Raw genomic sequence first — 22,310 nt, 5'->3', positions numbered from 1 at the left:
GAATCGTCCGTGAATCAGGTCACTACCGGGAAAAGTGGGGGCCGGATATGAAGGCCTGGACCGGACACGGCCCGGGGCGACGCCGCCGGGCCGGTCGGGATCACTCCACGGTGAACAGGTCCAGCCCCTGCTCGTCCATCAGTTCCAGTGCGCGACCGCCGCCCCGGGCCACACAGGTCAGGGGGTCGTCGGCCACCACCACCGGCAGGCCGGTCTCCTCCATGAGCAGGCGGTCGACATTGCGCAGCAATGCGCCGCCGCCGGTGATGACAATGCCGCGGTCGGCCACGTCGGCACCCAACTCCGGCGGTGTCTGCTCCAGTGCCGTTTTCACCGCGCCGACAATCCCGGAGAGCGGCTCCTGCAGCGCTTCCAGGATTTCGTTGCTGTTCAGGGTAAAACTGCGCGGCACGCCCTGGGCCAGGTTGCGCCCCTTGACGTCCAGCTCCCGCACCTCGGTGCCCGGGAAGGCGGTACCGATCTCGTGCTTGATCCGTTCGGCGGTGGATTCGCCGATGAGGATGCCGTAGTTCCGGCGGACGTAGTTGATGATGGCCTCGTCAAAGCGGTCGCCGCCGATACGTACCGATGCCGAATAGACGATGCCGTTCAGGGACAGCACGGCCACTTCCGAGGTGCCGCCGCCGATGTCCAGCACCATGGAACCGCGGGCCTCGTCCACGGGCATGTTGGCGCCAATGGCCGCCGCCCGGGGTTCCTCGATCAGATAGGTCTCACGGGCACCGGCACCGACCGCGGATTCCTTGATGGCGCGACGCTCGACCTGTGTGGAGCCGCAGGGCACGCACACCAGCACCCGGGGGCTGGGCTTGAAGAAACGCGCCTCGTGCACCTTCTTGATGAAGTGCTGAAGCATTTTTTCGGTGACGGTGAAGTCCGCGATCACCCCGTCCTTGAGCGGCCGGATGGCACGGATATTCCCCGGCGTGCGCCCGAGCATGCTCTTGGCCTCGGCGCCTACCGCGGCGATGCTCTTCGGACCGCCGTCGCGATCCTGCCGGATGGCTACCACAGAGGGTTCATTCAGGACGATGCCCTGGCCACGGAGGTAGATCAGAGTGTTAGCAGTGCCGAGGTCGATGGAAAGATCATTGGAGAAGAGTCCGCGAATGCCCTTGAACATGGCTGGGTCCGGTATCCTGTCCCGATGAGACGCCCGCTCACGCCCGGATAGGCCGTGACGATGATTGTTGTTGCCGGCGTACAAGAATTAGAGGAAGCAACGGCCGACAGACGACGGGTGCTTGCTCCGCAAGAAGCTCGCTAATCTATCAGTGCACCTGCATCGCGGCAAGCGACGTGCGGTGCCGTTTGCACGCTTTTGTGGATGCGGTCACGTTTGCGCTGCAACGTTGATTGGCCGACAATTCCGGTTTTCCCGCAAGCTGTTCGAGGACGCCATGTCACTCAGTGACGAGCAGGTCAATGAAATTGCCCATCTGGCGCGGCTGCAGGTGGATGGCGACGCGGTGCCCGACTACGCGCGGAACCTCTCCGATATCCTCTCCTTCGTGGAGACCATGAGTGCGGTGGACACCAGCGGGGTGGAACCGCTGGCGCATCCATTGGAGATGCCCCAGCGCCTGCGCGAGGATGCGGTCACCGAGGAGAACCAGCGCGAGCGTTTCCAGGCCATTGCGCCCCAGGTGGAAGCCGGGCTCTATCTGGTACCGCGGGTCATCGAATGAGTCCTGGCGTCCGCGCCGTCCGCAATCCTTTCAGCGACTTCCTGAGAAAACGGGTAAGCCATCGTGTCTGACACCAGCAAGACCGTTGCCGAACTGGCAGCCGGCCTGGAGGCGGGGAGCTATTCCAGCGAGGAGCTCACGCGCGCCTACCTGCAGCGCATCCGCGGCGCCGGGGCCGAGCTCAACGCGTTCATTACCGTCACCGAGGAGCAGGCCCTGGCCGCCGCGCGCGTCGCCGACCAGCAGCGCAGCAAGGGTGAAGCCGGCCCGCTCACCGGTGTGCCCCTGGCACACAAGGATATCTTCTGCACCCGGGACGTGCGCACCAGCTGCGGCTCGCGGATGCTGGACAACTTCGTCGCTCCCTACAGTGCCCACGTGGTGGAACGGATGGGTGCCGCCGGCATGGTCTGCCTGGGCAAGACCAACATGGACGAGTTCGCCATGGGGTCGTCCAACGAGACCAGCTACTACGGGCCGGTTAAGAATCCCTGGGATACCGCCGCCGTGCCGGGCGGCTCGTCCGGGGGATCGGCGGCTGCCGTGGCGGCCCGACTGACCCCGGCGGCCACCGGCACCGACACCGGCGGTTCCATCCGTCAGCCGGCGGCGCTTTGCGGCATCACCGGCCTGAAGCCCACCTACGGCCGGGTGTCGCGCTACGGCATGATCGCCTTCGCGTCCAGCCTGGACCAGGCCGGTCCCATGACCACCAGCGCCGAGGACTGCGCCCTGCTGCTGGAGGCCATGGCCGGCTTTGACGAGCGGGACTCCACCAGCGTGGATCGCGCCGTGCCCCGCTACAGCCAGGAGCTCACCGGCAGCCTGGAGGGCGTGCGGGTTGGGCTGCCGAAAGAGTACTTCGGTGATGGCCTGGACCCGGATGTGGCCCGGGTCGTCGACGCGGCCATCGACGAGTACCGCAGGCTCGGGGTGAAGTTCCGCGAGATCAGCCTGGCCAATACGGAACTGGCGGTGCCGGCCTACTACGTGATCGCCCCGGCGGAGTGCTCCTCCAACCTCTCCCGTTTCGACGGCGTGCGCTTCGGCTACCGCTGCGAGAACCCGCGGGATCTGGAGGACCTGTACAAGCGCTCCCGCGGCGAAGGCTTCGGCGCCGAGGTGAAGCGCCGCGTCATGGTGGGCACCTACGCCCTGTCCGCCGGCTATTTCGACGCCTATTACCTCAAGGCGCAGCAGATGCGGCGGTTGATCAAGAACGACTTCATGGCCGCCTTCGAGGACGTGGATCTGATCCTGGGTCCCACCTCGCCCACGGCCGCGTTCAACATCGGTGAGCGCACGGATGATCCGGTGAAGATGTACCTGTCGGATCTCTACACCATTGCCGTGAACCTGGCCGGGCTGCCCGGGATGTCCCTGCCCGCCGGGTTCAGCAACGGCCGCCCGGTGGGGCTGCAGTTGATCGGCAACTATTTCGACGAGGGCCTGCTGCTCAATGCCGCCCACCGTTACCAGCAGGTGACGGACTGGCACACCCGCGCGCCGGCGGCGTTCGCGTAAGAGGGTATGACAACGATGGAATGGGAAACGGTCATCGGGCTGGAGATCCACGCCCAGCTCGCCACCCGCAGCAAGATCTTTTCCGGCGCTTCCACTGCCTACGGTGCCGATCCCAACACTCAGGCCTGCGCCGTGGACCTGGGCCTGCCCGGGGTGCTGCCGGTGCTGAACAAGGGCGCGGTGAAAATGGCGGTGAAGCTGGGGCTGGCCACGGGTTGCACCATCGCGCCGCGCTCGGTGTTCGCACGCAAGAACTACTTCTACCCGGATCTGCCCAAGGGCTACCAGATCAGCCAGTACGAACTGCCGGTGGTGCACGATGGCGAGTTGCTGATCGAACTGGAAGACGGCTCCACCAAACGCATTGGTGTCACCCGGGCGCATCTGGAGGAGGACGCCGGCAAGTCCCTGCACGAGGGCTTCGAGGGTGTCACCGGCATTGATCTCAACCGCGCCGGTACGCCGCTGCTGGAGATCGTCTCCGAGCCGGACATCCGCTCCTCGGAGGAGGCCGTGGCCTACATGAAGAAGCTGCACTCGCTGGTGCGCTATCTCGGCATCTGCGACGGCAACATGCAGGAGGGCTCGTTCCGCTGTGATGCCAACGTCTCGGTGCGGCCGAAGGGCAGCAGCGACTTCGGCACCCGTGCCGAGATCAAGAACGTCAACTCCTTCCGCTTCGTGCAGCAGGCCATCGATTACGAGGTGGAACGCCAGATCGACGTGATCGAGTCCGGCGGCACGGTGGTCCAGGAGACGCGCCTGTTCGATGCGGCCAAGGGCGAGACCCGCTCCATGCGCACTAAGGAGGAGGCCAACGACTACCGCTATTTCCCGGATCCGGACCTGCTGCCGCTGGAGGTCGACGCCGCGCTGGTGGAGGAGGCCCTTGGTGAGCTGCCGGAACTCCCGGATGCCAAGAAGCAGCGGTTCATGGACGAGTATGCCCTGACTGCCCATGACGCCTCGATGCTTACCGGCAGTCGCGAGCTGGCCGACTACTTCGAGGCGGTGGCCGAGGCCGCCGGCGGCGAGGGCAAACTGGCCGCCAACTGGGTGATGGGCGAGCTTTCCGGTGCGCTGAACAAGGCCGGCCTGGACATCACCGAGAGCCCGGTCTCACCGGCGCAGCTCGGTGGCATGCTCCAGCGCATCAGCGATCAGACCATCTCCGGCAAGATCGCCAAGCAGGTCTTCGAGGCCATGTGGAACGGCGAGGGCGATGCCGACACGGTGATCGAGAAGCACGGGCTCAAGCAGGTCACCGACACCGGCGCCATCGAGGCCATGATCGACGAGGTGATCGCCGCCAATCCGCAGCAGGTGGAACAGTACCAGGGCGGCAAGGACAAGCTGCTGGGCTTTTTCGTCGGCCAGGTCATGAAGGCCTCCAAAGGCAAGGCCAACCCGGAACAGGTCAACGAACTGCTCAAGCAGAAGCTCGGCTGACGCACCACCCCCTGTGGGAGCGACGTCAGTCGCGACGACGCGTGGCCGCGTAGGGTGCATCTTGATGCACCGCACGCCTTTGAGCATGCCTCTGCCGTTGGCTTCGATCGTGGGGCGCCGATCGGGTACTCCGGTCCCGGACACGCTGTGAATACGTCCGTGTACGCTCGGCACTGGCCATCCATGGCCAGTGACGGTCCGGGACCGGAGCACCCGACCAGCGCCTGCGGCATCTGGTAGAGCACTGGGGGAGTAACCTCCTCGCCCAACCGCTCTGGAACGCGGTTGCCGAAAGCCACAGGTCGAGGCAACCGGAAGTCGCAACGGTTAATTCAGCCTCGGTGCTGCGTGGAGCCGGGCCCCGGTGAAAGCGACTCGCGAAGCTCCGGAACGCAGGCCGCCCGGCCCCGAAGGGGTGGCCGCATGGATGCGGCCACCGGCGCCCAGCGCAGGGATGCGCTGTAAGCCGGCCAGGCCGGAGTGGAGGAAACTTTCCTTCGCTAGAAGGAAAGTTAGGCGGAGCGCCGGAGCGCTCACCGGGGCCCGGCTCCACGCAGCAGCCCCGGCCGTAAGGCAACGGCCTCAATCCCTGGTTACCCTGAAGTCACAACGTGTCGTGACCGGAGTACCCGATCGGTGCTCCACGATCAAAGCTACCGGCACGCCCGCTGTTGTAATCGAGGCCAGACCGTAACGCAGGATCACGCTCTCGTCAGTCTGCGGTACCTGCCGGACGCGTCCAGGCTGAAGCCCCTTCTACGATTACGATGTTGTCATCGCCCTGTCGCGGTAGGCTGTGCGCCGGGGCCCCACATCAGGAAACGGATCGATATTCATGCAGCCAGAATCTGACTCTCTTCACCGCTTCGTCTTCGAGCACGCCAATGTCCGCGGGGAGCTGATCCAGCTGGACAGTACCCTGTCGGAAGTCCTGGGCCGGCGTACCTACCCGGATCCCGTCGCGCGCCTGGTCGGTGAGGCCCTGGCGGCGGCGGGGCTGCTGTCGTCCATCCTCAAGTTCAAGGGCTCCCTGATCCTGCAGATCCAGGGGCAGGGCGCGCTGCGCATGCTGGTGGCCAGCGCCAGCCACGAGCAGGACGTGCGTGCCGTGGCCCGGCTTGGGGAGGAGGAGATCACCGATGCGCCGCTACGGGAACTCTGCGACAACGGCTACCTGGCCATCACCATCGACCCGGAGGATAGTGACGACCGCTACCAGGGCATCGTGCCCCTGGAGGCGGAGCGGCTGAACGCCGCAGTGGAGGCCTACTTCGATCAGTCCGAGCAGCTTCCCACCCGGGTGTGGCTGGCCTGTGACGGTGAACGGGCCGCGGGGCTGCTGATGCAGCGCCTGCCCGGTGATGCCGGCGAGGATGCCGATGCCTGGAACAGGGCCGAGCACCTGGCCAGCACCATCACTGAGGATGAACTCCTGCGGCTCGGTGCCCGGGAGATCATCGGCCGGCTGTTCCACGAGGAGGATATCCGCCTGTTCGAGCCGTCCGGGGTGCGTTTCCATTGTCACTGCTCCCGCGAGCGCCTGGCCGGCGTGCTGCAGGGGCTGGGCTACGCGGAAGCAAAGGATGTGCTGGACGAGCAGGGTCAGATCGAGGCCACCTGCGAGTTCTGCGGCACCACCTACCGCTTCGACCCGGTGGACGTGGAACAGCTCTTCAGCGAGGGCGGCATCGAGCCGCCGCGGCCGACGCAGCATTGACGCGGGCGATCCGTTTGCAGCATCCGTGTGGGCCTGTGCAGACCTGTAGTGCGGACGTTTACGTCCGCCGGACGGGCCTCGATAAGCCGCCTTGGGTCGTAGGGCTTGGACGGCGGACCTGAAGGTCCGCCCTACGCGGCTACGCCGCGGCGAACTGCCGCCGGGGCGGCGGGAGCCGCAACCGGTCAGGCGTTTGATCGACCCCCGCACACCCGGCAATCCGGGTCCCGCGCCACCCGGAATCCCTGCCACTCGCCGCTGCGGGCATCCCAGGCGCTGAAGCGCCCGGTCGCCGGCTCGCCGAAACCGGCAATAATGCGCAGCGCCTCCAGCGCCATCATGCTGCCAATGACCCCCACCACCGGCCCCAGAACCCCCGTCTCGCTGCAGGTCTCCCGGGGGGCCTCTGCGGCGTCCGGAGGGAACAGGCAGCCGTAGCAGGGGCCGTACTCCAGGTCCGGCCGGAAGATGCCGAGCTGGCCCTCCAGGCGAATGGCGGCGCCGGAGACCAGCGGCTTGCGTTGCGCCACGCAGGCGGCATTGACAGCGAAGCGGGTGGCGAAGTTGTCGGTGCCGTCCAGCACCAGGTCGGCGTCCGCCACGGCACGCTCCAGGCGCTCACCCTCCAGCCGTTCGCTGATGGTATACAGGCGTGGTTCCGGATTCAGCGCCCGCAGCCGGTCCTGGGCTGATTCGGTCTTCGGGCGGTCCAGGTCTGCCGTGCCGTGCAGGATCTGGCGCTGCAGGTTGGTGAGGTCGACATGGTCATGATCGGCCAGGGTCAGCTGGCCGACCCCGGCCGCCGCCAGGTAGAGGGCCGCCGGTGAGCCCAGCCCGCCCATGCCGACGATGAGCACACGCGCTCCGGCGATGGCCTCCTGCCCCGCCATGTCCACTTCCGGCAGCATGATCTGGCGGCTGTAGCGTAGCAATCCGGCATCATCCACTGGGAATCTCCTGGCGCCGTACAGGCGCTCAAAATGCGACGAACTCGGGTTCGAGGATACTACCGTCGTGCCGCGGTGAAACGGTCGCGCCCGGCGTGGTCGCGGAAGCTCGTGATCCGCGCCAGGCCGGCGCTGCTCATGAGTCCGCGCACCGCCTCGGCCTGACGGTAGCCGTGCTCGACGATCAACCAGCCGCCGTCAATAAGGTAACCCGGCGCCTCAGCGGTGACGGTACGGATCGCGTCCAGCCCGTCCGGCCCGGCAAGCAGGGCCTCCGCCGGTTCGTGGGCGGCCACTTCCGGGGCCAGTTCCGGGTCGTCATTGTTGACGTACGGCGGGTTGCTGACGATGAGGTCAAAGCGGCGACCATCCACGGGCTGGAACCAGTCACCTGTCAGCCACTCCACCTGGAGCCCGAGGCGCTCGCCGTTGGCGCGGGCCACCGTCAGCGCCGGCGTGCTGCGTTCCACCGCCGTGATGGACCAGTGCGGCCGATCCGCTGCCAGCGCCAGCGCGATGGCGCCGCTGCCGGTGCCGAGGTCCAGGGCGGAGCAGCGCGTGTCGGCGGGCATGAGCTCGAGCGCGTGGGTCACGAGTTCTTCGGTCTCGGCGCGCGGGATGAGCACGCTGGCATCCACAATCAGTTCCAGGTGACGGAAAGGCTGTGTGCCGACCAGGTGGGCCAGGGGAACGCCCGATGCGCGACGCCGTATCAAGTCCCGGAAGCCGGTGGTGACGGTGTCATCCACCGATTGATCCGTGCGGGCGCGCAGGGCCGCCGCCGAAAGGCCTGCAGCATGCTCCAGAAGCCAGTGGGCCTCGCGGTGGGGCAGTTGCGCCCGACCTTCCTGCAGCAGTTCCCCGAAGGTCATCAGATCCAGCCGAGACCGCGGGCGGTCAGGGCACGCTCCTCCAGCATGACCGGGATGCCGTCATCCACCAGGTAGATGCGTTCGCCGTTCTCGGTGATCAGCGCTTCGCGGACCGCACCGGTGACCTGGGTGCCGTCCTGGTAGTGCGCCTGGCCCTCCTTGATGAGGGCATTGAGCGCCTCGAGCCGCTCCCGTGGCAGGGGCTCCACCGGGATCTTGGTCACCGGACAGCAGAGAATCTCCAGTAGCTTGCGATCGATGGACATGGGGCTCTCGTTGCGTTGTGGGCAGGCCGCCATGATACCGCGCGCCGCCGCCGGCTGTCGCCGGTATGTCACTGCCGGCGAATTAAAGAAACCCGCGCAGCTGCCGTTCAACTCAGCCAGAGACGTCGGTCCCGGGGCGGGGCTTGGTCGTTGGTGAGCCGGGAGGATACCCATGGATCTGTCTGCGCTGCGCGCACATGACTTCCTGTCGCGTCTGGAGATCTGCGCGTTCTGCCGCCGGGATGCAGAAACCGTGGATGGTTTCGTGGCCGGCCATGAGGCGGCCATGTGCAATGATTGCGCTGCCGTACTCCGCGACGAGCTGGAGCTCCATCGCAGCCAGTGGTTGCGTGACCGGGTGCGCGAGTTGCCGTCACCGGCGTGCATTCGCGCCTGGCTGGATCAGCGGGTTCTGGGGCAGGATCATGCCAAGCGGGTGCTGGCGGTACAGGTCCACAACCACTACAAGCGTCTGGCCTGGCGTAGCATGCACGGCCTGGATGAGGCGCCGGGCAAGACCAATCTGCTGCTGAGCGGCCCCCCGGGGAGCGGCAAGACCCACCTTCTGGAGACCCTGGCACGCTGTCTGGATGTGCCTTTCGGGGTCGTGGACGCCACCGTGCTGACACCCAACGGGTTCCAGGGCGCAGGGACGGAGAGTGTTCTCCAGTCCGTGCTGCGTGATTGCGACTGGGATCCCGCCTGCGCCGCGCGGGGCATTGTTTACATTGACGAGGTGGACAAGCTCGGCGGCGATGACGCCGACGGCCGGGGGCGGGCGGTCCAGCAGGCCCTGCTGCAGGTGCTCGAGGGGCGTCGCGTCAGCGTCGCCGCACCGGGAGGTCGCACGCTGGTGGTGGACACCAGCGAGTTGCTGTTTGTCGCCGGCGGGGCGTTCCGCGGGGCGTCACCGTTGTCCGGGAGAGACGTCGCCGACCCACAGTCGGTGGAGGACTGGTTGCTGGAGCAGGGGCTGATTCCGGAGTTCATCGGGCGTTTTCCGGTGCATGTGCCACTGCGTGCGCTGGACCGGACAGAGCTTTGCCGCCTGCTCAGCGAGCCGCCGGATGCGCCGTTGCGGCAGATGCAGGCACTGCTGGCCATGGATGACTGTGACTTGCAGGTAACGCCGGCGGCCCTGGAGACCATTGCAGCCGCCGCCGCACGGCGGGGCTGTGGCGCCCGCGGCCTGCGGGCCGAAGTGGAGTGGCTGCTGCTGGATGCCCTGTTCCAGGTGCCGGCGCGGCCCGAGGTGGGGCGGGTGCTGGTGGATGCTGACGGTGGTGGTGTCCGCGTTTCATTGCAGGCAGCGGGTGACGGCCGTTTCGTCGACGCCTCCGCGGCATAGCCAAGCGGACTTCGTGTCGCTACCATGAGCGGTTCTCAATCGGAACCAGGTGAATCCCCTATGGTTGATCCAGCTGCCGTCAACGGCTCGATTGACAACGTCAACGTCCTGGCGCAGGAACTGCTGCCCACCCCCGAGGAAATCCATGCCAGGTTGCCCCTGACCGACCAGGCGCGGGAGACCGTGCTGGCCGGGCGCCGGCAGGTAGAGCAGATTCTCGATCGCCGTGATCCCCGCGTGTTCCTGGTGGTGGGGCCCTGCTCCATTCACGACACCGCGGCGGCGCGTGACTATGCGCGTCGTCTCAAGCGCCTGGCCGACGAGGTCAGCGACTCGGTGTTCGTGATCATGCGGGTGTACTTCGAGAAGCCGCGGACCACGGTGGGCTGGAAGGGCTTCATCAACGACCCGCACATGGACGACTCCTTTCGTATCGATGAGGGCCTCTACAACGCCCGACAGCTGCTGCTGGAGTTCGCCGAAATGGGGCTGCCCACCGCCACCGAGGCGCTGGACCCGATCACGCCGCAGTACATCTCGGACCTGATTACGTGGACGGCCATCGGTGCACGCACCACCGAATCCCAGACGCATCGCGAGATGGCCAGCGGGCTGTCGACGCCGGTGGGCTTCAAGAACGGCACCGACGGCAACCTGACCACCGCCATCAACGCCCTGCATTCGGTGGCCAATCCGCATAGCTTCCTGGGCATTAACTACCAGGGACAGTGCTCCATCATCCGTACCCGGGGCAACGCTTACGGTCACCTGGTCCTGCGAGGGGGCGGCGGCAAGCCCAACTACGACTCTGTCAGCGTCTCCGTGTGCGAAAAGGAGCTGGCCGAGGCCGGTCTGCCGGCGAACATTGCAGTGGACTGCAGTCATGCCAACTGCAACAAGGACCCCGCCCTGCAGCCGCTGGTGCTGGACAATCTCGTGAACCAGATCACGGAAGGCAACCGCTCCCTCGTGGGCATGATGGTGGAGAGCAATATCGGCTGGGGGAACCAGAAGCTCGGCGACGATGTCTCGACGCTGGAGTACGGCGTTTCCGTCACTGATCCGTGCATCGACTGGGAGACCACCGAGCAGGCCGTGCGCGACATGGCGGAACGCCTGCAGCCCGTGCTGAGTCGCCGCATGGAGTGCTGAGCGGCCTTTGCGCTGCCCGTGCGGCACTGATATAAAGGAGCCGTCCGCAGGGCGGTCACTCTGCACGACCCGGACCCCTGGGTGACGGGGCAGGGACAGCCAGCCAGGGTGGTCCCGGCGGGACCGAACAACGGAGGACCAAGGTCATGAACCAGAAGAACAGAATGCCGGTTGAAGATATTGCCCCCTACCAGCAGGCGGAGGGCGAGGAATACATGAGCGCCGAGCAGCTGGAGCACTTCCGGCAACTGCTGCTCGCCTGGAAGCGTCAGCTCCAGGAAGAGGTGGAACGCACGGTGCATCACATGCGCGATGATGCCACCAACTACGCGGATCCTGCGGATCGCGCCACCCAGGAAGAAGAATTCGCCCTGGAGCTGCGTACCCGGGACCGTGAGCGCAAGCTGATTCGCAAGATCGACCAGACACTGGAGGCCATCCGCAAGGAGGACTACGGCTACTGCGAGCAGTGCGGGGTCGAGATCGGCCTGCGGCGCCTGGAAGCGCGGCCGACCGCCACCCTGTGCATCGACTGCAAGACGCTGGAAGAGCACCGCGAGAAGCAGCGGGTGGCCTGACGCCACAGCTGGGTCACGCGGACTACAAGAGCGGGTTGGCGCGTGCGCGCCAGCCCGCTCTTGCGTTGGGCGGGGGCGTGTCAGCGACAACCCAAAATGTTATCATGTTGCACATCATCCATTGCTATGATGTCGGCTGATCGCCCATGCGCAACGCTCTCCCCAATCTGCAAGGCTTCTGGCTCGCTGTACTTTTTCTGTTCCCCGCCGTAGCGGTGGCGAAAGTGCCGGTCACGGTCAGCGTGCCGCCTCAGGCGCAGCTGGTCGAGGCCATCGGTGGTGACCGGGTGGATGTCTCGGTGATGATCCAGCCAGGGCAGTCGCCGCACACCTTTTCGCTGTCTCCACGGCAGCTCATGGCACTGGATGACGGCCGTATCTATTTCAAGGTGGGGCATCCGGATCTGGCCTTCGAGCATCGCTTCCTGCGGCATGTCGAAGAGCAGGATCGGTCGGTGGAAATCGTGGATCTCTCTTCCGGTGTCGAGTTGATGGCCATGGAGGACCATGACCACGATCACGACCATCATGGTGATGGCGACGCCCACGATCATGGCGAGACCGATCCACACCTGTGGGTGTCACCAGCCATCATGCGCCGGGCAGCCGAGCCCCTGACGGAGGCCCTGGTCGCCGTGGACCCGGAGGGCGAAGAGGAGTACCGGCAGCGCCTGGAGGCCTTTCTGGACGATCTGGACGCGCTGGACGCCTCTATCCGAGATCGTTTCCAGGGGCTGGAGCAGCGGCGCTTCGTGGTCAATCACCCGGCGTGGGGATACTTCGCCCGGGAGTACGATCTGGAACAGGTGGCCATCGAGTCGGGTGGGCGGGATCCGTCGCCGGCGCAGCTGGCCCGCTTCATCGAGCAGGCGAAGGACGAGGGCGTGCGCGTGGTGTTCGTGCAGCAGGGATTTTCCGAGCGCAGTGCGCGCGTCATCGCCGGGGAGATCGACGCCGTGGTGCGCACCGCCGATCCGCTGGCCCGGGACTGGATCCAGAATCTGGACGAGGTGGCCGCGGCGATTCACGAGGCGCTGGCCCCGTGAGCGAGGCGATGGACGCGAATACCGTCCTGGAGGTCCGCGACCTGAGTTTCGGCTATGAGCGTGAGCCGATCCTGCGCGATGTGAATCTGCGCGTCGGCGGAGATGACTTCCTGGCCGTCATCGGCCCCAACGGCGGCGGCAAGACGACACTCCTGCGCCTGATCCTGGGGCTCGAGACACCCTGGCGGGGTTCAGTGCGCTGGTCGCGGACGTTGGTGCCGGGTGCCGTCGGCTATGTGCCGCAGTTTTCCACGTTCGACAAGAATTTCCCGGTGCAAGTGCGCGATGCCGTCCTCATGGGGAGGCTGGGTCGGGGCGGGTTGCTGGGCCGCTACCGCCATGCCGATTACCGGGCCGTGGACCAGGTGCTGGAGCGACTGCAGCTGGACCGGATCGCCGCCATGCCCATCGCTGAACTCTCCGGTGGCCAGCTGCAGCGGGCGTTGATCGCCCGGGCGCTGGTGGGTGATCCGGCGATCCTGTTCCTGGATGAACCCACCGCCTCGGTGGATGCGGAAACGCGCCAGGTGCTGGAAGGCGTGCTGGCAGAGCTCAACCGGCGGATTCCAGTGGTGGTGATTACCCACGACATCACCGGTTTTGCCTCCCAGGTCAAGCAGATCGCCTGCGTCAATCGCCAGCTCTTCTATCACGGTTCGGGGAAGCTCAGTCACGCCGATCTGGCCGAGGCCTATGGCTGCCCCGTGGAGCTCATCGCCCACGGCGTCCCCCACCGTATCCTCCACGACCATGACTACCAGCACGCCCACGTTCATGAGTGACCTGATCGGCCTGTTCAGCTACGAGTTCGCGCGCAATGCAATGCTGGCGGCGGTATTCGCCAGCATCCTGGCGGGCACCGTGGGCACCTTCGTGGTGGTCAAGCGCCTGGTGTTCATTGCCGGCGGGGTCAGTCATGCAGCCTTTGCCGGTCTTGGTTTCTGCTACTGGCTGGGCGCGAATCCGCTCATCGGCGCCGTGGTTGTGGCGGTGCTGGCCGCCCTGCTGCTGGGCTGGCTGGGCGAGAGCCGGGCACGCTCACAGGACGCCATGATCGGGTTGCTTTGGGCTGGCGGCATGGCCACCGGAATCGTGTTCATCCACATGACGCCGGGCTACGCCCCCAGTCTCATGACCTACCTGTTCGGTGACATTCTGACTGTCAGCCGCGGAGACGTGCAGCTGCTGGCGGCGCTGACCATCGCGGTGGTGAGTGTGCTGGCGTTGTTCTATCGCTCGCTGGTGGCGGTCGCTTTCGACGAAACCTTTGCCGCCGTACAGGGGGTGCCGGTGCGGCGCATGACCACGCTGCTGCTGGTGCTCATGGCGCTGTCCGTGATCATGCTGATCCAGGTGGTTGGCATCATTCTGCTGATTGCGCTGTTCACCATCCCGCCCCTGATCGCCCTGATGCTCGCGAACCGTTTCCTTGCCGTGCTGCTGGTCGCCGTGGGTGCCGGGCTGGTGACGTCCACTGGCGGGCTGCTGGGGTCGTACTGGCTGGATATGCCCTCCGGGCCGGCCATCGTGTTGTTCGGCATTGCGCTGGTGGTGCTGGTGCGCGGTGCGGTCTGGCTGCGTGAGCGGTTGTGGCTGCGCCGGATGACGTGGGAAGCCACCGGTGGAGGCCGCGGACAGACCGCGGGTCACCAGGAGTAGGGGGCGCCCTTTCCCGGGGCCGCTGTCGCCTGGAGTATTCTCACTGCGGTTGTTCGCCGCCGGCAATGGCCGCGAGCTGATTCGCCTGGTGCTCCTGGATCAGCGGGCCGATCACCGGGTCCAGGTCACCCTCCATGACGTCTTCCAGCTTGTACAACGTGAGATTGATGCGGTGGTCCGTCACCCGCCCCTGGGGGAAGTTGTAGGTGCGGATGCGTTCCGAGCGGTCACCGCTGCCCACCAGGGAGCGTCTCTGCTCGCTCTGCTCGGCCGCCTGCCGGGCGCGCTGGTCGTTCATGAGCCGTGCCTGAAGGAAGGCCAGCGCCTTGGCGCGGTTCTTGTGCTGCGATCGCTCTTCCTGGCACTCCACCACGATGCCCGTGGGCAGATGCGTCATGCGGATGGCGGAGTCCGTCTTGTTGACGTGCTGGCCACCGGCACCGGAGGCGCGGAACGTGTCCACCTTGAGATCGTTGGCATTGATCTCGATCTCTTCCAGCTGGTCCGCTTCGGGCATGACCGCCACGGTGCACGCAGAGGTGTGGATGCGTCCCTGGGACTCGGTTTGCGGCACCCGCTGAACCCGGTGGGCGCCGGACTCGAACTTGAGCCGGGAGTACACGGCGTCGCCCACCAGCTTGACGATAATCTCCTTGTAACCCCCCTGCTCGCCGTGGCTCTCGCTGATGACCTCCAGCCGCCAGCTCCGGGCCTCGGCGTAGCGGGCGTACATGCGGTAAAGATCGCCGGCGAACAGGGCAGCCTCGTCGCCGCCGGTGCCCGCACGGATCTCCAAGTAGGTGTTGGCCTCGTCATTGGGGTCGGTGGGCAGCAGCAGGACTTCCAGTTGCCGCTCCAGTGCCTGCAGGCGCTGTTCGGCGTCCGCGGTTTCCTCTTCGGCCATGGCGCGGACCTCCGCATCGCCGTCATCCTGCATGGCGCGGGCCGCGGCCAGTTGCTCCTCCGTCTGGTGGTAGCGGCGGAACGTCTCCACCAGCGTTTCCAGGCGCGCGTATTCCCGGGACAGTTCCCGGAACTGTCGCTGGTCTTGGATGACCTCCGGCTGCGCCATGAGCCCCGAGATTTCCTCGAAACGCTCCTGCAACTGCTCCAGCCGGTCGTGGATGGATGCCTTCACCGCTAGTGTCCTGTCCCCGTGTCCCCGAAGTACGTTGTATTTTGCCTGTCCTCGCACTTCGGGGACAGGACACTAGCCGCGCTCCCTATTGCTGATCGTCGATGCCGAGAAGGAAGCGGCCCGATTCCAGCAGGTCAGCACGGCCGTTTTCACTGGCCTCCCGCAGCCGTGCCGTTGGCTGGTGCATGAGGCGGTTGGCCAGGGTATGGGCCAGGTACTCCATGACCTCGGCGGGGTCGTCGCCCCGGTTCAGCCGGCGCTGCGCCCGGGCGAGGATCTCGTCGCGGTGGGCTTCGCCCTGTTCGCGGTAGCGCCGGATCGCCGGCACGGAATCCAGGCTGCGCAGCCATTGCTGGAAACGCTCCACCTGCAGGTCGATGATCTCCTCGGCCTGCCGCGCGGCCTCCTGGCGGGACCGCATATTGTCGGCGATGACCTCTTGCAGGTCGTCCACCGTGTAGAGGTATACGTCGTCAAGCTGGCCCACTTCCGGTTCGATATCCCGTGGCACGGCGATATCCACCATGAATATCGGCTTGTGCTTGCGCCGGCGCACGGCGCGCTCGACGCTGCCCTTGCCCAGCAGCGGAAGCTGGCTGCCGGTGGACGAGATGATCACGTCCGCCTCGGCCACATGGTCGGGCAGGGCACCCAGATCAATGGCTTGACCGCCATACTGCTCGGCCAGCTCCCGGGCCCGCTCGCGGCTGCGGTTGGCGACGATGAACCGGCGCATGCCCTGCTCGTGCAGGTGACGGGCGGTGAGCTCGATGGTTTCCCCGGCGCCGATCAGCAGGCCGGTGTAGCCGTCCAGATTGCCGAAGATCTGCCGGGCAAGGGTGACGGCGGCAAAGGCCACCGAGACCGGGTTGGAGCCGATGCCGGTCTCGGTGCGGATCTGTTTCGATACCGAGAAGGCGTACTGGAACAGGCGATCCAGGACGCGTCCCAGGGTGCCGGCATTCAGGGCCTCCTGGTAGGCGGTCTTCGCCTGACCGCCGATCTGCGGCTCGCCCAGGACCAGGGAATCCAGCCCGGGGGTGACGCGGAGCAGGTGGCGCACCATGTCCGCGTCCTGGTGGATGTACATGTAGGGGCGCAGCCAGCCCGGATCCACCTGGTGGGACTCCGCCAGCCAGTGCAGGACGGAGTTCGCCGCCACCGAGTCCTCGAGGACGGTGTACACCTCGGTGCGGTTGCAGGTGGAAATCAGTGCCGCCTCCCGGACCCCGTCGCGCTCCTTGAGCTGTTCCAGCGCCGGAACCACGCGCTGGGCGTCGAACACCACGCGCTCGCGCACCGTCAGCGGTGCGCTCTTGTGGTTGAGGCCAAGGGTGAACAGTGGCATGGATGGTCCGGACATGTGCGCGTGCATGGACGGCGGCGGCTCCTCTCGAGCTGATGGCGTCATGATACCGCAGTCACGACGGCTCAGCGCATGACGCATCTCAAGTTCCGGTGTGTTTCCCTGCCGGATGCGCCAACCGGTCCCGTCGCCGGGGGCATGCCGCAGACGCTAAGCGCGGCACCCGACGCCAGGCGGCCGATTGTCGGGAATCGACCGGTGGAAAACAAGTCACATCCGCCAGGATGCACTTTCTGAGCGGTGGGTCGCAGCGCCCGCGGGGCCGGGTCGGCTGTCTCCGTCCCTGTCCCGCGGGTATAGTGGTGGCCTGGCTCGGTACGCTCTGGGCGTGCCGGTTTTCACGGTCTTTCTGCAACGGATGGGTGCCAATGGCGTCCGTAGAGACGAAACCGGGTCGCCAGGCATGGCGGATGATACTGCCGCTCCTGGCGCTGTTGCTGGGTGCATGCGCGACGGCGCCCAGCGAGGAGCCGCCCCGGGAGAACGACACCCGCATCGCCGAGCCCGAGGAGCCGCCGCCGGCGGACGAGGACCTGATCTACCAGGTCATGGTGGCCGAGCTAGCGGGCACCGGAGGTGACGTGGAGCAGTCGCTGGCGGCCTGGCGGCGCGCCATGGGGCTGACCAATGATCCGCGAATGGCGGAGCGTGCCACCCGCCTGGCGCTCTACGCCGAGCGCGAGGACGTGGCCCTGGAGGCCGCGCAGCGCTGGGAATCGCTGGTGGACAGCCCGGGCCAGCAGATGCACCAGATTCTGGGCTTTCTCTATCTCCGGGATGGTCAAACGGAGCCTGCCCGCTACCATCTGACCCGGGTGCTCACCGGGGATGTTCAGCCCGCGGACGATCTTTTCGACCGGCTGGAGTCGGCACTCGGCACGGCGCGTGACCGGCAGGCCGCACTGGAGGTAGTGCGGGATCTGGTGGCGGAGCATCCGCAGCAGCCGGGCGGCTACCGGCTGCTGGCGCGCCTGGCTCTGGAGGCGGGCGAGCCGTCCCTGGCGCGGGATGCCGCCGAGGACGGTCTGGCCCTGGAGCCGGGTGATCGCGACCTGACCCTGTACCGCGCCGAGGCCCTGCTCGCCATGGGGGAGCGGGAGGCGGCCCTGGAGGGGCTGGACGAACTCGTCGAACGCCACCCTGACGACTGGCGCCTGCGCCTGGACTATGCCCGCCGCCTGCTGGATGCCGGCGCCGAGACCGAAGCCCTGGCGCAGTTCGAGCGGGTGCACAATGAACGGCCGGACAATGCCGATGCCCTCTACGCCATGGCCCTGCTGACACTGGAAGCGGGTTATGACCAGGAGGCGCGCACGTATTTCCTCTCGCTGGTGGATCTGGGCGAACGGCTGGGCGCCGCCCATTACTTCCTCGGGCGTATTGCCGAGGACGGCGGCGACATGACCGAAGCGTTGCACTGGTACGGCATGGTCGACGGCGAGTATCGGGTGCAGGGCGCGCTGCGGCGTGCAGTGATCCTCGGTGAGCAGGGCCGGCTGGCCCGCGCCCGGGAAGCCTTTGACGATTACCGCGCACGGTTTCCCGAACACGCCATCCGCGCCTATATGGTGGAAGGGGACATGCTCCGGCGCACCGATCGGCCGGATGCGGCGCTGGAGGTTTACGACGAGGCACTGGAGGAGCACCCGGAGCAGGCGGACCTTCTCTACAGCCGGGCCCTGCTGTATGCCGGGGCGGGTGACGTGGACCGTGCCGAGCGGGATCTTCGCCGGATTCTCGAACAGAATCCGGACCATACACACGCCCTCAACGCGCTGGGTTACACCCTGGTCGATGGCACCGACCGCCACGAGGAAGGCATGGAGCTGATCCGGCGGGCCTACGAGCAGGAACCGGACGACCCGGCGATCCTCGACAGCATGGGCTGGGGCTACTACCGCCTGGGCGACCACCAGCGGGCACTGGAGTACCTGCAGCGCGCCCACGACAAGCAGCCCGATGGCGAGATTTCCGCGCACCTCGGCGAAGTGCTCTGGGTGCAGGACGAGCGGGAGCAGGCGCGGGAGGTCTGGCGGGACGCCCTGGAGCGGGAACCCGACCACGACGTGCTGCTGGAAACCATCCGTCGCCTCGCCCCGGAGGTACTGGACCAATGACTTTCCTGCGTGTAGTGACCATCTGCCTGGCGCTCGGGCTTGCGGGGTGCGCTGCCGTACCCGAGCCCGAGACCGACCGGCGCGAGGAGGCGTTCGAGGAGCGTCGTGCCGCGCTTGAGGCCATGACCACCTGGCGCGCTTCGGGGCGGGCGGGAATTACCACCCCTGACGAGAGCGTTGCTCTGAGCATGGAGTGGAGTCAGGTGGACGATGCCTACCGCCTGGACATGCGGGGCCCCATGGGTGCCGGCAGTTTTCGCCTGCAGGGTGACGACCAGGGGGTGATCCTGCGGACCTCGGATGGCGGCACCGAGACCGCTGCCGATGCCGGCGAGCTGCTGCGGCGCTTCACCGGCCTGGATCTGCCGGTGGAGGTGCTGCCCTGGTGGCTCCGGGGGCTGCCCGCTCCCGGCCCGGAGGTGGCTGCCATGGAACTGGACGAACAGGGCCGCGTGCAGCGCCTGGAGCAGGCGGGCTGGGACGTGACCTACGACGGCTATGATGCCCGCGGTGGTTCGGTGGATCTGCCCGTGCGCCTGGACCTGCAGGGGCCGGGGATCTCGCTGCGGGCACACATCCGCTCCTGGGACACCGATGGCCCGGAAATCTGAGGGCGAGACGGCGTGGCCGGCGCCGGCCAAGATCAACCGGTTCCTGCACATCGTCGGCCGGCGGGATGACGGCTACCACCTGCTGCAGACGGTGTTCCAGTTCCTGGACTACGGTGACACTGTTCATCTGCGGGTCACCGGCGATGGTGACATTCGCCGGGCGGCGGACCCCGTGGGCGTGGCGGCTGAGGCCGACCTGACCCTGCGGGCGGCGCACGCCCTGCAACGGGCCAGCGGCACGTCGCTGGGTGCCGTACTGCGGGTTACCAAGCGCCTGCCGGCCGGTGGCGGTCTGGGTGGGGGTAGCTCCGATGCAGCCACCGTGCTGGTGGCGCTGAACCACCTCTGGGGCTGCGGGCTTGGAGAGGATGCCCTGGCGGAACTGGGCCTGGCACTGGGCGCCGACGTCCCCGTGTTCGTGCGCGGCCGCAGTGCCTGGGCGGAGGGGGTGGGGGAGCGGTTGCAGCCGTTGGAGCTGGATTGCCCCTGGTACGTGGTGCTGGCGCCGGAGTGCACCGTGAGCACCGCGGAACTGTTTCAGGCACCCGAATTGACAAGGAATTCGCCCCCCATCACAATACGCGACTTCTGCGCCGGGGGCGGAGTGAATGCATTCGAACCCGTGGCGCGGGCGCGGTATTCAGCCGTGGACCGGGCGCTGCGTGCCTTGACCGCGGATGGAAAGCCGCGCATGAGCGGTTCCGGCGGCTGCGTGTTTCTGCCGCGTGCCGGCCGGAATGAGGCCGAGCAGACGTTGCACCGTTGTCAGGCGGAAGGCTGGCAGGGGTTTGTCGCTCGCGGCGTCAACCGGTCGCCGCTGCATCAACGGATGGCAGAGGCGGACGGCTAAGCGAAAGGGTTTCCACGACCACTGGGGTGTCGCCAAGCGGTAAGGCACTGGGTTTTGATCCCAGCATTCCCAGGTTCGAATCCTGGCACCCCAGCCATTTCTCCTGTAGTGGCCACGAACGGGTTTCAGCGTGACTGAAAACGGACACATGATGGTGTTTGCGGGGAATGCCAACCCGCAACTCGCCGCTGCGATCAACGAACACCTGAAGATTCGCCCCGGCTACGCCGTGGTCAGCCAGTTCAGCGATGGTGAAGTGAACGTCGAGATCGACGAGCACGTGCGCGGCAAGGATGTTTTCATCTGCCAGCCCACCTGCCAGCCCACCAACGACAATCTGATGGAGCTGCTGATCATTGCCGATGCGTTGCGCCGGTCATCGGCCTCGCGCATCACCGCGGTGATCCCGTACTACGGGTACGCGCGCCAGGACCGCCGGCCGCGCTCGCAGCGGGTGCCCATCTCGGCCAAGCTGGTGGCGGACATGATCCAGACCGCCGGCATCAACCGGGTGCTGACGGTGGATCTGCACGCGGATCAGATCCAGGGGTTCTTCAATATCCCGGTGGACAACATCTACGCCTCGCCGATCCTGCTGGGCGACATCTGGCGCCAGGTGTACCCGAACAAGGTGGTGGTCAGCCCGGACGTGGGCGGCGTGGTGCGCGCCCGCGCCCTGGCCAAGCGGCTCGGGGATGCGGATCTGGCCATCATCGACAAGCGTCGGCCCAAGGCCAACGAGTCCCAGGTGATGCACATTATCGGCGACGTTCGCGGCAAGACCGCGATCATCGTAGACGACATCGTCGACACCGCCGGCACACTCTGCCAGGCTGCCGGCGCGCTGAAGGAGCACGGTGCCGAACGGGTGCTGGCGTACATCACGCATCCGGTGCTCTCCGGCAAGGCCATCGACAAGATCAGCGCCTCGGCCCTGGATGAACTGGTGGTGACCGACTCCATCCCGCTGGGTGAGGATGCCGCGGCGTGCCCGCAGATCCGGCAGGTGAGCATCGCCGAGTTGCTGGCGGAGAGTATCCGGCGCATCAGCAACGACGAGTCGGTGAGCGAACTGTTCGTGGAGTGAGTCAAGCACTGTGGGAGCGGCTTTAGCCGCGATTCAGCGAGCGGGGTTGTGGCGGCTGAAGCCGCTCCCACGGAAAAGCAGCTTCTGTTACACCCGATCACTCCCTGGTCGCGGGGAGGTTCGGGTTTCATTCGTTATGGAGACGAAACCATGTCTGTTGAACTGAAACTGAGTGCCGAGAAGCGCACTGACGCGGGGAAAGGTGCGAGCCGCCGCCTGCGTAAGCAAAAGAAGGTCCCGGCCATCATCTACGGCACCGGCAAGGAGCCGACCATGGTGCAGGTCAGCGTGTTCGAGCTGAGCAAGCTCATGGAACGGGAAGCCTTCTTCTCCCAGATCGTCAATGTCGACGTCGAGGGCAAGAACGAGCAGACCGTGCTGAAGGATATGCAGCGCCATCCCTTCAAGGACATGGTCATGCACATGGACTTCATGCGCATCCGGGCCAACGAGAAGCTCACCACCAGCGTGCCGGTGCACTTCCTCAACGAGGAAACCTGCAAGGGCGTCAAGGCCGGTGGCGTGATCCATAAGGACCTCATCGAGATCGCCATCAACTGCCTGCCCAGGGATATCCCCGAGTACCTCGAGGTGGATCTGGAAAACCTGGATGTCGGCGACTCCGTGCACTTGACCCAGCTGGACATTCCCAAGGGCGTAGAGCTCGAGGCCTTTGCCCACGGCGGCGACGAGCACGACCACGACCAGGCGGTGGTCAGCATTGTCCAGCCCCGTGCTGCCAAGGCGGATGACGCCGACGAGGAAGACGAGGGCGAGGCCGGTGAAGAGGCTGCCGGCGACGACAGCGCTTCCGGCGACGAGTCCGATGCCGGTGACGAGGGCGACGAAGGCAAGGAATGATCGTCCTCGGCAG

Annotated in this window: 21 protein-coding genes and 1 tRNA gene; 16 read left to right on the top strand and 6 right to left on the bottom strand. The window is 66.4% G+C overall.

Annotated features, from left to right (window positions below; genetic code table 11):
* Positions 1–100: 100 nt before the first annotated feature.
* A complete protein-coding gene (locus KU884_RS15375) occupies positions 101–1,144 on the bottom strand; it encodes a rod shape-determining protein (RefSeq protein ID WP_167783446.1) in 1,044 nt (347 codons plus the stop codon).
* A 277-nt stretch (positions 1,145–1,421) separates the two neighbouring features.
* Here KU884_RS15375 and gatC point away from each other — a divergent pair, with 277 nt between their 5' ends.
* The 4 genes from gatC to hslO all read left to right on the top strand — a co-directional run bounded on the left by gatC (position 1,422) and on the right by hslO (position 6,399).
* On the top strand, positions 1,422–1,709 hold the full coding sequence (gene gatC, locus KU884_RS15370) for an Asp-tRNA(Asn)/Glu-tRNA(Gln) amidotransferase subunit GatC (RefSeq protein WP_167783445.1): 288 nt from the start codon (positions 1,422–1,424) through the stop codon (positions 1,707–1,709).
* Positions 1,710–1,772: 63 nt separating this feature from the next.
* On the top strand, positions 1,773–3,233 hold the full coding sequence (gene gatA / locus KU884_RS15365) for an Asp-tRNA(Asn)/Glu-tRNA(Gln) amidotransferase subunit GatA (RefSeq protein ID WP_167783444.1): 1,461 nt from the start codon (positions 1,773–1,775) through the stop codon (positions 3,231–3,233).
* A gap of 15 nt (positions 3,234–3,248) precedes the next feature.
* Positions 3,249–4,682 (top strand): Asp-tRNA(Asn)/Glu-tRNA(Gln) amidotransferase subunit GatB, encoded by a 1,434-nt coding sequence (gene gatB, locus KU884_RS15360; RefSeq protein ID WP_167783443.1) that lies wholly within the window; start codon positions 3,249–3,251, stop codon positions 4,680–4,682.
* Between the two features lie 835 nt (positions 4,683–5,517).
* Positions 5,518–6,399: an Hsp33 family molecular chaperone HslO gene (hslO, locus tag KU884_RS15355; RefSeq protein ID WP_167783442.1), complete on the top strand. Its 882-nt coding sequence runs from the start codon at positions 5,518–5,520 to the stop codon at positions 6,397–6,399.
* Positions 6,400–6,584: 185 nt separating this feature from the next.
* Here hslO and KU884_RS15350 read toward each other — a convergent pair whose 3' ends face one another.
* The 3 genes from KU884_RS15350 to KU884_RS15340 are packed head-to-tail and all read right to left on the bottom strand — an operon-like array spanning position 6,585 to position 8,484.
* A complete protein-coding gene (locus tag KU884_RS15350; RefSeq protein WP_167783441.1) occupies positions 6,585–7,346 on the bottom strand; it encodes a molybdopterin-synthase adenylyltransferase MoeB in 762 nt (253 codons plus the stop codon).
* A 59-nt stretch (positions 7,347–7,405) separates the two neighbouring features.
* Positions 7,406–8,218 carry a peptide chain release factor N(5)-glutamine methyltransferase gene (gene prmC, locus KU884_RS15345; protein WP_167783440.1) on the bottom strand — a complete coding sequence of 271 codons (813 nt, stop codon included), beginning with the start codon at positions 8,216–8,218 and terminating at the stop codon, positions 7,406–7,408.
* The gene (locus KU884_RS15340; protein WP_217351383.1) at positions 8,218–8,484 is read right to left on the bottom strand and encodes a Trm112 family protein; all 267 of its coding nucleotides are present in this window, start codon (positions 8,482–8,484) and stop codon (positions 8,218–8,220) included. The genes prmC and KU884_RS15340 overlap by 1 nt, the downstream gene beginning before the upstream one ends.
* Positions 8,485–8,656: 172 nt before the next feature.
* Between KU884_RS15340 and KU884_RS15335 the strand changes: the two genes are divergently transcribed.
* The 6 genes from KU884_RS15335 to KU884_RS15310 all read left to right on the top strand — a co-directional run bounded on the left by KU884_RS15335 (position 8,657) and on the right by KU884_RS15310 (position 14,267).
* Entirely contained in the window at positions 8,657–9,832 is a 1,176-nt protein-coding gene (locus KU884_RS15335) for an AAA family ATPase (RefSeq protein WP_167783439.1), read from the top strand.
* Between the two features lie 60 nt (positions 9,833–9,892).
* Positions 9,893–10,984, top strand: coding sequence for a 3-deoxy-7-phosphoheptulonate synthase (locus KU884_RS15330; RefSeq protein ID WP_167783438.1), 1,092 nt, complete (start codon positions 9,893–9,895; stop codon positions 10,982–10,984).
* Between the two features lie 146 nt (positions 10,985–11,130).
* Entirely contained in the window at positions 11,131–11,562 is a 432-nt protein-coding gene (gene dksA, locus KU884_RS15325; protein ID WP_167783437.1) for an RNA polymerase-binding protein DksA, read from the top strand.
* A gap of 146 nt (positions 11,563–11,708) precedes the next feature.
* Positions 11,709–12,608, top strand: coding sequence for a metal ABC transporter solute-binding protein, Zn/Mn family (locus KU884_RS15320; RefSeq protein ID WP_167783436.1), 900 nt, complete (start codon positions 11,709–11,711; stop codon positions 12,606–12,608).
* A complete protein-coding gene (locus KU884_RS15315; RefSeq protein ID WP_217351382.1) occupies positions 12,605–13,390 on the top strand; it encodes a metal ABC transporter ATP-binding protein in 786 nt (261 codons plus the stop codon). Before KU884_RS15320 ends, KU884_RS15315 begins: the two co-directional genes overlap by 4 nt.
* A complete protein-coding gene (locus KU884_RS15310; RefSeq protein ID WP_217351381.1) occupies positions 13,383–14,267 on the top strand; it encodes a metal ABC transporter permease in 885 nt (294 codons plus the stop codon). The genes KU884_RS15315 and KU884_RS15310 overlap by 8 nt, the downstream gene beginning before the upstream one ends.
* Positions 14,268–14,307: 40 nt before the next feature.
* Here KU884_RS15310 and prfA read toward each other — a convergent pair whose 3' ends face one another.
* Together prfA and hemA are read right to left on the bottom strand one after the other, a co-directional pair.
* Positions 14,308–15,405 (bottom strand): peptide chain release factor 1, encoded by a 1,098-nt coding sequence (gene prfA, locus KU884_RS15305; protein ID WP_167783435.1) that lies wholly within the window; start codon positions 15,403–15,405, stop codon positions 14,308–14,310.
* An 85-nt stretch (positions 15,406–15,490) separates the two neighbouring features.
* On the bottom strand, positions 15,491–16,753 hold the full coding sequence (gene hemA, locus KU884_RS15300) for a glutamyl-tRNA reductase (protein WP_167784285.1): 1,263 nt from the start codon (positions 16,751–16,753) through the stop codon (positions 15,491–15,493).
* 428 nt (positions 16,754–17,181) lie between these two features.
* On the opposite strand from hemA, the gene KU884_RS15295 reads away from it, so the two are divergent.
* From KU884_RS15295 to KU884_RS15270, 6 genes are all read left to right on the top strand, one after another.
* Positions 17,182–18,888, top strand: coding sequence for a tetratricopeptide repeat protein (locus tag KU884_RS15295; RefSeq protein WP_167783434.1), 1,707 nt, complete (start codon positions 17,182–17,184; stop codon positions 18,886–18,888).
* Complete coding sequence (gene lolB, locus KU884_RS15290; protein WP_167783433.1) at positions 18,885–19,499, top strand: lipoprotein insertase outer membrane protein LolB; 615 nt, start codon at positions 18,885–18,887, stop codon at positions 19,497–19,499. Before KU884_RS15295 ends, lolB begins: the two co-directional genes overlap by 4 nt.
* Positions 19,483–20,349: a 4-(cytidine 5'-diphospho)-2-C-methyl-D-erythritol kinase gene (ispE, locus tag KU884_RS15285; protein WP_217351380.1), complete on the top strand. Its 867-nt coding sequence runs from the start codon at positions 19,483–19,485 to the stop codon at positions 20,347–20,349. Before lolB ends, ispE begins: the two co-directional genes overlap by 17 nt.
* Before the next feature lie 22 nt (positions 20,350–20,371).
* Positions 20,372–20,446 (top strand) — tRNA-Gln (locus tag KU884_RS15280).
* 51 nt (positions 20,447–20,497) lie between these two features.
* A complete protein-coding gene (locus tag KU884_RS15275; RefSeq protein ID WP_167784284.1) occupies positions 20,498–21,436 on the top strand; it encodes a ribose-phosphate diphosphokinase in 939 nt (312 codons plus the stop codon).
* Between the two features lie 150 nt (positions 21,437–21,586).
* Positions 21,587–22,297 (top strand): 50S ribosomal protein L25/general stress protein Ctc, encoded by a 711-nt coding sequence (locus tag KU884_RS15270; protein ID WP_167783431.1) that lies wholly within the window; start codon positions 21,587–21,589, stop codon positions 22,295–22,297.
* Positions 22,298–22,310 lie beyond the last annotated feature (13 nt).

Source organism: Aquisalimonas sp. 2447, from assembly GCF_012044895.1.
Lineage (GTDB): Bacteria > Pseudomonadota > Gammaproteobacteria > Nitrococcales > Aquisalimonadaceae > Aquisalimonas.
The sequence above is the reverse complement of the archived record's forward strand: the minus strand, read 5'-3'. Positions and strand labels throughout refer to the sequence as shown.